The organism is Blastomonas sp. CCH9-A1, from assembly GCF_001557175.1.
Taxonomy (GTDB): Bacteria; Pseudomonadota; Alphaproteobacteria; order Sphingomonadales; family Sphingomonadaceae; genus Blastomonas; species Blastomonas delafieldii_A.
The window spans coordinates 302005-313967 of record NZ_LSHM01000012.1; the positions used below are offsets into that span (position 1 = coordinate 302005).

Sequence of the window (11963 nt, forward strand, 5' to 3'; positions counted from 1 at the left end):
CTTGCAACCTAAACACGCAATCTATCCAAAAGTTCCGCCATGTCGGCCGGAATCGGACTAAAAAAGTCGCATTCAGATCCAGTCACCGGATGTATAAAGCCCAGCCGTTGGGCATGCAATGCCTGACGCCGGAAATCCGCCGTCTTGAGCAGATCGCGTAACGGCTTTGGTGGCCGGGAATAAAGCGGATCGCCGAGCAGCGCATGGCCGATGCTGGCCATGTGCACGCGCACCTGGTGCGTCCGCCCGGTCTCCAGCCGGCACTCGATCCGGGTCGCGTCCCTGAGCCGCTCCTCGGTGCTATAGTGGGTGACGGCATGCTTGCCCTTCCCCTCGCCCACCAGCGCCATCTTCTTGCGGTCATGGTCGCTGCGGCCGATATTGCCGCGCACGGTCCCGTTGGCCGGATTCGGCCGCCCCTGCACGACCGCGACATAGCGCCGGTTGATCGAATGCTCGGCAAATTGCGCCGCCAGCCCCAGATGCGCGGCATCGGTTTTGGCGACGACGAGCAGCCCCGAGGTATCCTTGTCGATCCGGTGGACGATGCCGGGCCGCGCCACACCGCCGATGCCCGAAAGCTGGCCCCGGCAATGGTGCAGCAGCGCATTGACCAATGTCCCGTCGGCATGCCCCGCTGCCGGGTGCACCACCAGCCCCGCAGGCTTGTCGACCACCAGCAGATGCTCGTCCTCGAACACGATGTCGAGCGCGATGGCCTGCGCCTCGGCGTCGAGCGGCTGGGCCTGCGGCAGCGCGACGGCATAGGCCATACCCGCGGCCAGCTTGACAGAGGGCCGATTGGCGATCCTGCCGTCCAGCGTCACCGCGCCTTCGAGGATCAGCGTCTTGATCCGCTCGCGCGACAGATCGGGTTCCGCCTGGGCGAGGCCCGCATCGATGCGCAGACCTGCCGCACTCTCGGGGATCGTGCCGGTCCTGACCTCGCCTGCCGAACTGGTACTGGATTGCCCATCATTCATCGCTATCCTCTGGCCGATGCCGGTCCTGCTTTCAAGCGCGCTCCACCACCAACTGCTGGCCGAGGCCGCAGCGGCATTCCCGCACGAATGTTGCGGGCTGCTGTTCGGCTCGCCCGATCGGATCGACGCGGCGCAGCCTTGCGCCAATGTCGCTAGTGATCCGATGCGCACCTTCGAAATCGATCCCGCAGCGCTGATCGCGGCCGAGCGCTCGGCGCGCAGCGGAGGTGCCCTGCTGATCGGCTATTATCATTCGCATCCCAATGGCCGCGCCGAGCCATCACCGCGCGACGCCCGCGATGCAGCGCGCGACGACCGGCTGTGGCTGATTGTTGCCGACAACAGGATCACCGCCTGGCAGGCCAAAGCGCATGGCGCGCTGCACGGTGTTTTCGATCCCGTCGAAATCCTGCCGCCCGCCTCATGACCGGCTCGGTTGGGCGTCCGCGTTACATGATGGTGCATTAAGGCTTGAACCCATGCGGCATTTTCGCCACATCGACCGCAAGCGGCATTGCCCCGTTATTTGCCCTTTTCTTTCCGATTATCGCCACAAGGCCCGCATCCCACCATGCCCAGCACCGCAGACATGAACGAAACCGAACTCGCCAGCCTGTTGTGCTCGCGACTGTGCCATGACCTGCTCAGCCCGATCGGCGCGATGAACAATGGTCTGGAGCTGCTCGCCGACGAGACCGATCCCGAGATGCGCGCCCGCTGCATCGAGTTGCTGAGCGACAGCGCACGCGCCTCTGCCAACAAGCTCAAGTTCTTCCGCCTCGCCTTTGGCGCAGCGGGGGGCTTTGGCGACAAGGTCGATGTCAGCGAGCCGCGCCAGCTGATCGAGGGCCTGGTCGCCGACAAGCCGCGCGTCGAGATGCAATGGCACGTGCCCAGCGCCATGCTCGCCAAGCCCGCGGTCAAGGTGCTCTTGAACCTCGCGCTGATCGGGCTCGATGGTCTCGTGCGCGGCGGGCAGCTGATCATCGCGGCGGAAGAGCAGGACGGCACGTGCGAAATCGCGGTCAACGCAACCGGCCCCAAGGTGGTGATCGATGAATCGCTGGCGGCAGCCTTGCAGGGCGATATCGGCGGCGCAGTGCTGAGCCCGCGCACAGCGCCCGCGTTCATGATCGAGCGGATTGCCCGGTCGCATGGCGGCACCATCCAGCTGGCCGCTGCGCCGGAATCGCTGGTCATCGGCGCGATGCTGCGCGTCTGAGCCTTGAGGCCGGATCGCACCGCAACCTGATCTTAACCATATTCGGCGCAAACCGTCCGCCAGCGCTTGCGGACGGTGACGATGGACGACCTGATTCAGGAATTTATTGCTGAGACCCGCGAAACGCTGGACGCGCTTGCCAGCGAGCTGGTGCTGTGGGAGCAGAACCCGCGCGACAGCGAGCGGCTCGATGCGATCTTCCGCTTCGTCCACACCGTCAAGGGCAGCTGCGGCTTCCTCAACCTTCCCCGGTTCGAACGGCTGAGTCACGCGGCAGAGGACGTGCTGGCACAGGTGCGCGATGGCCGGCGCGATGCCTCGGCGCAACTGGTCGACGCGGTGCTCGCGGTGATCGACCGGATCGGCGAGCTGATCGTCGTCATGGAAACCGGCGAGGCGCTGCCCGACAGCACCGATGCCGACCTGATCGCGGCGCTCAACCGCGATATTGCTCCGCCCATGCCCGATCCGGACGTCGAGGACGTCGCCTTGCCATCGGACTCAGACCAGGCGCGCAGGCAGGCGGTTGTTCGGTCGATCCGCGTTCCGCTGGAGCTGATCGATCATCTGATGAACGGCGTGTCGGACATGGTACTGGCGCGCAACGAAGTCGCCCGCTGCCTGCGCGACGAGCAGAACGGCACCACGCTGGAAAACGCTTTCGAGCGGCTCTCCGCCTGCATCGCCGACATGCGCGACGCCATCGGCCAGACGCGGATGCAGCGGATCGAGCGCATCTTTTCTCCCCTGCCCCGGCTGGTGCGCGATCTGTGCGCAGACCTGGGCAAACAGGTCGATCTGCGCACCTCGGGCAGCAATGTGGAGCTCGATCGCGAGATGATCGAGATGATCCGCGACCCGCTCACCCATATCATCCGCAACGCGATCGATCATGGCATCGAAACGCCTGCCGCGCGGCGGATTGTCGGCAAGCCCGAAACCGGGCGGCTGAGCATTGCCGCGCGCCAGTCGGGCAACCAGATCCTGATCGAGATCAGCGACGATGGGCGCGGGATCGATACCGAAAAGCTCGTTGCCCGCGCGCTGGCCGCGCGCATCCGCAATCCCTCCGAAGTCACGGGCCTCAGCGAACGCGCCCGGCTCGAGCTGATCTTCGCGCCCGGACTTTCCACTGCCGACCATGTCAGCGCCATTTCCGGGCGCGGCGTAGGCATGGACGTCGTCCGATCCAATATCGAGCGGATCGGCGGCTCGATCGATCTCGAGAACCATCCGGGACGGGGTCTGCGCGTGATCCTGCGCGTCCCGCTGACGCTCACGATCATTCCGTGTCTGACGGTGCGGGCCGGCGGGCAGGAATTCGCGATGCCGCGATCGGCGATCCGCGAGATCCTGTTCGACAGCAACAGCCAGGTGCGCATCCAGCAGGTCGGTGGCTGCGACCTTGCCTATCTTCGCGGCGAATGCCTGCCCTATGTCGCGCTGGAAACGCTGCTGGGACTGGACGTCGATCGGGAGCCGCAGGCGCGGCACCGCACGATCATTTCGGTCAACGCCGCATCGGACCTGCGCTATGCGCTGTCGGTCGAGGCGGTGATCGATCACGAGGAACTCGTGGTCCGTCCCGGCGCGCCCGTGATCATGGCCGACGGCCTCTACGCGGGCACCACCCTGCCCGACAACGGGCGGCCGATGCTGCTGCTCGACCCGCTGGGACTGGCGCATCGCGCCCGCCTGAACGAAATGCCGAAGCCCGCACAGGCACTCGACGAAGAGGAAGGCGCATCGCCGAAGATCGACGGCGGTTCGGCCTTGCTGTTCAAGGAATTGAGCGGCGAGTTGCGGCTGATCGCGCTGGCCGCGGTCGAGCGGGTCGAGGATGTCGACAGCACCCGGCTCGCCATGGCGGCAGGCCAGATGCGGCTGAGCATCGACGGCGAAAGCCGCGCCGTGATCGGCCTTTCGGCGCGTCCCGAGGCCCCCTTCACCAAGTTGCTGCATCTCACCGACGGCCGCGTTCATGCGCTTTATGCCGTCGACGATGTCATCGACATCGTGCGGCTGCCCTCGCATGTCGAACCCGCGCCGCAGCCCGGACTGATCGGCGGAGTCGCGCTGATCGGCGATCTGCAGCTCGAGCTGCTCGACGTGCACTGGATCTTCAGCATGCTGCCGGGCGCAGCCCCCGCCACCGACCGGCCCGTCTGCCGCCTGATCGGCGAAGACGACGCCTGGACACGCAGCATCCTGGCTCCCCTGGTAGCAGCAGCCGGCTATAACCCGGTCTTGACGCGGCCCGACGATGCGATCGATGGCAATGCCGCGATCAGCATCATCGTCGGCGACCTGCCCGTCGCCCCGTCCGCCGTCGGCGGTCAAGTCATCCGCCTGAGCGATACCCTGGCCTCCGCCAGCGCCGACGCGGACACCATCTACCGCTATGACCGCGCCGGCCTGCTCGGCCGCCTGATCGCGGGCCAGCAGAGGCAAAGTGCATGAAGGACCTCTTTCTCATCGCCATCATCGCGGGCGAAACGGTCGCATTCCCGTCCGAGCGGATCGACAGCGTCGTCAAGGTGCGCGAGTCGGTCCCGGTGCCCTCGGCCGCGCCGTTCATCTCGGGCCTGTTCGCGCTGCGCAGCCGGGTGCTGACGCTCATCGACTGCCAGTATTTCGTCACCGGCGAACCTGCCGAACTGATCCCCGGTCAACCCGCCATCGTGGTCAATATCGGCGGGTGCAGCTATGGCCTGCTGGTCGATGACGTGCTCGACGTCGTGCCGATCCGCACGGCGCCGCTGCCGCTGCCCAGCCAGCTGCCCGCAGGCTGGAGCGAAATCGGGCGGTCGCTGCTCGAGCACGATAGCGAAACCCTGTTGCTGATCGATCCCGATTACATGGTCAATCCCGCCATGCGCCGCGCCGCCTGACCCGAAGCGGTGCGTCCAAAATTCAAAAGCCTTTTCGCGCCGTTAAGCTGCTGCTTACCAATGGGCCATACATTCATCCGCAGCGCATGTGCCGCAGGGAGGCCGCTTTGATGAAAACGTGTCTGGTCGTCGATGACAGCAAGGTGATCCGCAAGGTTGCGCGGCACATTCTGGAAACGCTGGATTTTGCCGTGTCCGAAGCCGCTGATGGTAGCGAGGCGCTCGACCATTGCGGCAGATCGATGCCCGATGTCGTCCTGCTCGACTGGAACATGCCGGTCATGGGCGGCATGGAATTTCTCTGTGCGCTGCGCAAGGAAGAGGGCGGACAGCATCCCAAGGTCGTGTTCTGCACCACCGAGAACGGCCGGGGCCATATCCAGGCGGCCATCGAGGCGGGCGCCGACGAATATGTGATGAAGCCGTTCGATCGAGAGACGCTCCACAGCAAGCTGCAGATCGTCGGCTGCGCCTGAGCCGCAGCGGAAGGAAGGCGGCCATGCCGGGGGCGGGACAGCGGGCAACAGCTCGAACGGGATTTCTCCGGGCGGTGCCGCATGGTGCGCAAAGCCGCGTGCTGATCGTCGACGACAGCCTGGTCACCCGGTCGATCATCCAACGCATCGTCGAATCGCTGTCGGGCTTCGAAGTGGCAGCAAGCGTGCCATCGGCCGAGGCAGCGCTCGACTTTCTGGCGCAGCATAGCATCGACATCATCATCCTCGATATCGAGATGCCGGACCGTGACGGGCTCGACGCCCTGCCCGATCTGCTGCAGCGCAGCCAGCAGGCCTGCATCCTGGTGCTGTCGTCGCATTGCGGCGATGGCGCCCCTGCCAGCATCCGCGCGCTTGCCCTCGGCGCCAGCGATACATTGGCCAAGCCCGACCGCCAGTTCTACTCGCGCGAATTCGTCGGCGCGCTGCACCAGCGCCTGCAACTGCTCGCCGATGGACGCCGCTCCCGGCATGATCCGGTACCAGTCGTGCTCGCCCGACCCGCGCTCACGCTGTGTCCGCTGCAGTGTATCGCGATCGGTTCGTCCACCGGCGGCATTCCGGCCATCCACCAGCTGCTCACCGCGCTCGACCCGCGCGTCGATGCGCCGATCCTGATCACCCAGCACCTGCCGACCGACTTCATGCCGCATTTCGTGCGGCATATCGACGAACTGAAGCTGCGCCCGGTCAGCATGGCGGTTCAGGGCGCTAGGCTGCAGCGCGGACATATCTATTGCGCGCCCGGCGATGCACATCTGGGTCTGGAAAGAGCCGACGGCCAGGTGCGGATCGATCTGCTGCCCGACTGGCCGGCCAGCGCGTACAAGCCATCGGTCGACCCGATGATGCAGGCGGTGGCGCGCTGTTTCGGCGCGAGCGGCGCCGGGGTGATGCTGAGCGGTATGGGATCGGACGGACTGGCCGGCGCACGTGCGCTCGCCGAACAGGGGGCTCCCGTTTACGTGCAGGATATCGAAACGAGTACCGTCTGGGGCATGCCCGGCAGCGTCGCGCGCGCAGGCCTGGCCAGCGTGATCCTGCCGCCCGCCGGGATAGCCGGGTTCATTGCCGATTGCTGGCTGGAGAGCGCACCATGATTCATGCCCAGCCCGCAGCCGATGCAACGCGGATTCTTGCCGGACTTCTGGAGACGCGGACCGGCCAGCAGATCGCGCCCAGCCGCTACTGGCGGATCCAGACCGCGCTCGCGCCGCTGCTCAAGCAGCATGCCATCCCCGATCTGGACGCGCTCGTCGCGGTGCTCTCCGATCCCGAGAACGAGCGGCTGCTGCAGGAATCGCTCGAGCTGATGCTCAACAACGAGAGTTTCTTCTTCCGCGACATCGCGCTGTTCGCGACATTGCGCAGCGAAGCCCTGCCCCAGCTGCGCGAGCGTCGGGCCACGCGCAAGTCGCTGCGCATCTGGTGCGCTGGCTGTTCGACGGGACAGGAAGCCTATTCGGTCGCGATGCTGATCGATACCGACCGCGAGCTCTGGGATGGCTGGAACATCGAGATCGTCGGCACCGACATTTCCGCCTCGGTGATCGCCAAGGCAAGATCGGGCCGCTACAGCCAGTTCGAAATCCAGCGCGGCCTGTCGGTCGATTACATGCTGCGCTATTTCACCCAGGACGGCGAGGATTGGGTGATCGATCCGCGGCTGCAACAGATGGTGCGCTTTCAGGAGGACAACATCCTCAAGCCCCGCACCGAAAAGGGCCGGTTCGACATCATCCTGTGCCGCAATGTGCTGATGTACTTTGCCCCCGAAACGCGATCGATCGCCTATGCCAAGCTCGAGCAGACGCTCGAGGACGACGGCCTGCTGATGCTGGGCGCGGCAGAAACGGTGATGGACCAGACCGCGCTGTTTTCCAGCGCGCGCGAGATGCGCGGGCTGCATTGCAAGGCGGTGCCGGGCCGCACCGGCCTGTCGGCGCTGCCCCCGCCGCTCGCCTGATCGTTCGCAAGCGCAGCAAAATGCTGTTCTAGCCGGGCATTTGCCCTATGCCTGCGCGCATGCAGCCCGATTCGCACCTCCAGGACCTGCCCGAACGCGGCTTTGGCCGACTCGACTGGGCCGTGGCGGTGATGATGATGATGCTCTGGGGCTTCAACATCATCGCGATGAAATCGGCGGTGGACAGCGCAGGCGCGCTGCCCGGCGCGTTCCTGCGCCAGGCGATCGTCGCCCTGGTCTGCCTGCCGTTCCTGCGCATCGTGCCGGGGCGGATGAAGCTGATCGCGACGCTCGGCGTGCTCAGCGGCGGGCTGTTCTATGTCGCGGTCGGCCTGTCGCTCAAGGTCAGCAACAATGTCAGCGCGCTGGCCATCGCGGGCCAGCTCGGCGTCCCCTTCTCGCTGATCCTCGCGGTCATCTTCCTCAAGGAGAAGATCGGCATTCCGCGCCTGATCGGCATCGTGCTGGCGCTGTTCGGGGTGATGCTGCTGGTCTTCGATCCGGCGGCGGGCAAGGAGCTGCCCGCGATCGCCATCTCCGCGGTCGGCAGCCTGATCTGGGCCACCGCAACGCTGATCCAGCGCAATCTGGGCGGCATCGGCGTGCTCAACATCAGCGGGTGGCTCGGGCTGATCGGATCGCTCGTCATCCTGCCCTTTGCGCTGCTGCTCGAGCCCGATGGCATGGCCAAACTGCCGCACCTCACCGCAGAAACCTATGCCTGGACCGCCTATGCCGCGATCGGATCGAGCATCGGCGGCCATGGCGCGATGGTCTGGCTGCTGCAGCGGCACAGCGTATCGACCGTCAGTCCGCTCACCATCCCCACCCCGGTCATTTCGGTCGCCTTTGCCACCTGGTGGTTCGGAACGCCGCTGACCTGGCTGATGATCGCGGGTGGATTGATCGCGCTGCTGGGCGTCTCTATCGTGGCGGTTCGCAACGCCCAGAAGGCACGCGAGCTCGCCAAGGCGCGGCTGATGAAGGAAGGGACCAGATCTTGATCGACACCCCGTCGCCGAATTTCGACGAGCGCAAGCTGCCGATCAATATGCTGGTGCTGCATTATACCGGGATGCAGGACGCGCCCTCGGCGATCGAATGGCTCGCCAACCCTGCTTCCAAGGTCTCCGCCCATTATGTCGTGACCGAGGACGGCCAGATCATCCGCATGGTCGACGAGGCCGACCGCGCCTGGCACGCGGGCCGTTCGCACTGGCGGGGCATCACCGATGTGAACAGCGCCAGCATCGGCATAGAGATCGTCAATCCCGGCCATGAATTCGGCTATCGTCCGTTCCCCGAGGAACAGATGTCGGCGCTGATCCCGCTCGTTGCGGACATTGTCGACCGCTACAACATCCCGCGTGCCAATGTCGTCGGGCACAGCGACATCGCGCCTGCGCGCAAGCAGGACCCGGGCGAGCTGTTCGACTGGCAAAGGCTGGCGCGCGTCCGCCTCGCTCTGCCGATCCCCGACGGGCGGCTGGTCGATCCCTATTGGAGCGACGGCGCGTTCATGCTCGCGCTCGAACGCTTCGGCTATGATATCAGCGACGGGCGCGCGGCGACCACCGCGTTCCAGCGACGCTGGCGGCCCGGCACCATCACCGGCGAGATCGACGGCGAATGCCGCGCGATCCTGTTCGCGCTGCTGCTCGATCGGGACGCGGGGCGCACGCGCTGATTGCGTTCCCGCGCGATCCCGGCTAGGCCGCACGCAGCCAGAGGGTCGGGCAGCCGCGGCCCCGTTGCAAAACGGGGGCGAGGAAAGTCCGGGCTCCACGAAACAGGGATGCCGGGTAACGCCCGGCGGGGGCGACCCCAGGGACAGTGCAACAGAAAGCAGGTTGCCTTGGGCTTCGGCCCGGTAACAGTGAAAGGGTGCGGTAAGAGCGCACCGCGCGACCGGCAACGGATCGCGGCACGGTAAACCCCATCCGGAGCAAGACCGAATAGGGGCGGATTTGGCGATACGGTTTCTGCTTGCAGAGGCGCGTCCCAGGGGAGTTTCGGCCCCTTGCCGCCCGGGTTGGTTGCTTGAGCGGTGCAGCAATGCCCCGCCTAGAGGAATGGCTGCCCATGACCGGCAACGGTCAGGACAGAACCCGGCTTACAGACCCTCTGGCGATTTTGGGAATGATGAAAAACGGCCTGGGGCCGATCGTGCTCAGAGCGAGGCAAGCACCAGCTTGGACGGCACCGAATAATCGATGGCGGCGGGCGACTGTTCCAGTTCGTTGAGATCGCACTGCGCAAAATCCTGCGCCGCATCGCCGCCGGCATAAGCCGTCGAGCCCAGCACGAACGTCGCCATCATCGCGATGGAGAGCATGGCTGCGAACATCAACTGGCGGCTCATTGGTGGCACTTCCCTGAAACGTCTTTAATCGCAATCTATGCTGCGGATGCGAGATAGATAGCAGGCCAGTGGTTTCAAGACCCTTAGCGTTCGACGAACGACATGGGAGAGCGATGAAGGGGGCGTGGTCGTTGCGCAATTGCCGCGCCGGCTGTAGTTTCCCCCCTAGATCAGGGGGATCGCCATGGGGACGCCAAAGTCGCTGGTTCATCATCTGCTCGCCGGGGCGGCTCTAACGCTGGCCGCCATGGCGCCCATGGTCGCCTCTGCACAGGCGCCCTTGAGCAAACCCGGCGCCGGGCGCAAGGAATGCGGGGCGGCGGCGCAGACGCAGCGGGTGGCGCTGCTGATCGGCAATGGCGGCTATGACGGGGCCGACTGGGACGGGCTGGACAATGCGGCCAATGATGTCGAGCGGCTGTGCGATGTCTTTGCCCAGGCCGGGTTCCGGGTGATCCGGCTGGTCGATGTCAACGCTGCCGCTGCGCGCAGGGCCGTCGACGAGTTTGCATCGCTCTCCGCTGCGGCCGATACCGCGCTGATCTATTATGCCGGCCATGGCTTCGAATTCGGCGGAGAGAACTATCTCGTCCCCGTCGATGCGCCGCGATTTGCCAGCAAGAATGGCCTTGCCGAGCATTTCCTGCCGCTCGATGCGCTGATGGGCGCGGCCAGGGCCCAGCGGTTCAACCTGTTCTTTCTCGATGCCTGCCGATCTTTCGACGCGGTGGTCGAGCTCACTGATCTCGACCCCGGCGGGCGCGATGGAACGGTGAGCACCATCGGTCTGCCGCGCGGCGGCAAGGGCGTGGTGTTCTATTCAACCGTCAAGGGCAGTCCGGCGCTCGACGATGCCCCGCCCGAGGCCGATGCGATCAGCCCGTTTGCCGCCGCGATCGCCAAGTACAGCGCCACGCCGGGGCTGGAACTCGACCAGTATCTCAAGATCGTCGCGCGCGATGTCGAGGAGCGCACACGACCGGTGATCGATCCGGCGCAATATCCGGTGCGCTACGGGCAGTTTCGCGAAGATTTCTTCCTGATGCCGCTGCCCGGCAGTTCGATGCAGAATGCTGCAAAGCCGCCCGCAGGCACAGCGATCGGCGGGATTGCAGGGGCGCCTGCCCCCACCGCCCGTGTCCGCACGGGGGCGATTCGCAGCAGCCCCGGCGCGCTGCTGATGATGATGCCGCAGACGATGACCCTGCTTGCCGACTTGACGCTGGAACGCCTGGGAACCGAGGACGAACCCTATCTCGTCGCCGATCTGCTGACCCGGTCGAACGTGCCCTCGCTGTTAGCCGCAGCGGAAACGAACGACGATCCGGTGGCGCAATATCTGCTGGGCTATATGTACGAATTCGGGGTGGGCCTACCGAAGGATCTGGTCGCAGCACGCACCTGGCTCGAGAAATCGGCCGCGAAGGGACATCCCGCAGGGCAGTTGGAACTGGGCTATTTCCTGCGCGCACATGCGCCGCAGGAAGCCGCGCGCGCCCGCGAACTCTACGAGCTTTCAGCAGCGCAGGATTATGCCAAGGCCAAGTCGCATCTCGGCGATCTGCTGATCGTCGAGGCACGCAGCGAGCGCGATCCGGCGAAGATCAAGGCACTAACGGATCGGGCACGCACTCTGTTCGAACAGGCAGCCGCCAAGGGCCATCCCTTCGCTATGTTCGCTCTGGGAGCACATATCGGCGATATGAAGACCGCCACGACGATGCTCAATGCGCTCGCCGACAAGGGCAATCGCGAGGGCGACCATTGGTTGTGCGAACTGGCTTATTTCCGCAATGCGCTGAACAGCGCCGAGGCCGAGCGCCACTGCACGCGCGGGGCTAGCGGCGGTTTTGCAGGGTCGCAGTTCCTTCAAGCGCGGCGCCATGCGGACGGGTTGGGCGTACCGCGCTCGCCCAAGGAGGCCGACTACTGGGCCAGGCTGGCGCTTTCGCACAAGGAACTCGATCCGGGTCGGCGCGCCGTGCTTGCCAGCATCGTGCTGCCCGATCGCGCTACCCCCTAGCCCTTCCCCGCTCGCATCG

At 65.5% G+C, this 11963-nt stretch carries 12 protein-coding genes and 1 other RNA gene; 11 read left to right on the top strand and 2 right to left on the bottom strand.

Annotated features, from left to right (window positions below):
- Nucleotides 1–8: 8 nt before the first annotated feature.
- Nucleotides 9–983, bottom strand: a complete 975-nt coding sequence (locus AX725_RS04815; RefSeq protein WP_060977161.1) for an RluA family pseudouridine synthase — start codon at nt 981–983, stop codon at nt 9–11.
- A gap of 16 nt (nt 984–999) precedes the next feature.
- Between AX725_RS04815 and AX725_RS04820 the strand changes: the two genes are divergently transcribed.
- The 10 genes from AX725_RS04820 to rnpB all read left to right on the top strand — a co-directional run bounded on the left by AX725_RS04820 (nt 1000) and on the right by rnpB (nt 9691).
- Nucleotides 1000–1410, top strand: coding sequence for a M67 family metallopeptidase (locus tag AX725_RS04820; protein ID WP_060977162.1), 411 nt, complete (start codon nt 1000–1002; stop codon nt 1408–1410).
- A gap of 144 nt (nt 1411–1554) precedes the next feature.
- Nucleotides 1555–2205, top strand: a complete 651-nt coding sequence (locus tag AX725_RS04825) for a histidine phosphotransferase family protein (protein ID WP_081096892.1) — start codon at nt 1555–1557, stop codon at nt 2203–2205.
- 81 nt (nt 2206–2286) lie between these two features.
- Nucleotides 2287–4665 (top strand): chemotaxis protein CheA, encoded by a 2379-nt coding sequence (locus AX725_RS04830; RefSeq protein WP_060977163.1) that lies wholly within the window; start codon nt 2287–2289, stop codon nt 4663–4665.
- Entirely contained in the window at nt 4662–5096 is a 435-nt protein-coding gene (locus tag AX725_RS04835) for a chemotaxis protein CheW (RefSeq protein ID WP_060977164.1), read from the top strand. The genes AX725_RS04830 and AX725_RS04835 overlap by 4 nt, the downstream gene beginning before the upstream one ends.
- Before the next feature lie 110 nt (nt 5097–5206).
- Nucleotides 5207–5572, top strand: a complete 366-nt coding sequence (locus AX725_RS04840) for a response regulator (protein WP_060977165.1) — start codon at nt 5207–5209, stop codon at nt 5570–5572.
- Between the two features lie 23 nt (nt 5573–5595).
- Nucleotides 5596–6693: a chemotaxis protein CheB gene (locus tag AX725_RS04845; RefSeq protein ID WP_081097179.1), complete on the top strand. Its 1098-nt coding sequence runs from the start codon at nt 5596–5598 to the stop codon at nt 6691–6693.
- Nucleotides 6690–7559: a CheR family methyltransferase gene (locus tag AX725_RS04850; RefSeq protein WP_060977167.1), complete on the top strand. Its 870-nt coding sequence runs from the start codon at nt 6690–6692 to the stop codon at nt 7557–7559. The genes AX725_RS04845 and AX725_RS04850 overlap by 4 nt, the downstream gene beginning before the upstream one ends.
- Before the next feature lie 47 nt (nt 7560–7606).
- Complete coding sequence (locus AX725_RS04855) at nt 7607–8563, top strand: DMT family transporter (protein ID WP_208597802.1); 957 nt, start codon at nt 7607–7609, stop codon at nt 8561–8563.
- Between the two features lie 47 nt (nt 8564–8610).
- On the top strand, nt 8611–9246 hold the full coding sequence (locus AX725_RS04860; protein WP_230962505.1) for an N-acetylmuramoyl-L-alanine amidase: 636 nt from the start codon (nt 8611–8613) through the stop codon (nt 9244–9246).
- A 37-nt stretch (nt 9247–9283) separates the two neighbouring features.
- Nucleotides 9284–9691: RNase P RNA component class A (rnpB, locus tag AX725_RS04865), an RNA gene on the top strand.
- Between the two features lie 38 nt (nt 9692–9729).
- Here rnpB and AX725_RS04870 read toward each other — a convergent pair.
- Entirely contained in the window at nt 9730–9921 is a 192-nt protein-coding gene (locus AX725_RS04870; RefSeq protein WP_060977169.1) for a hypothetical protein, read from the bottom strand.
- 184 nt (nt 9922–10105) lie between these two features.
- On the opposite strand from AX725_RS04870, the gene AX725_RS04875 reads away from it, so the two are divergent.
- Nucleotides 10106–11944: a caspase family protein gene (locus tag AX725_RS04875; RefSeq protein WP_066114338.1), complete on the top strand. Its 1839-nt coding sequence runs from the start codon at nt 10106–10108 to the stop codon at nt 11942–11944.
- Nucleotides 11945–11963 lie beyond the last annotated feature (19 nt).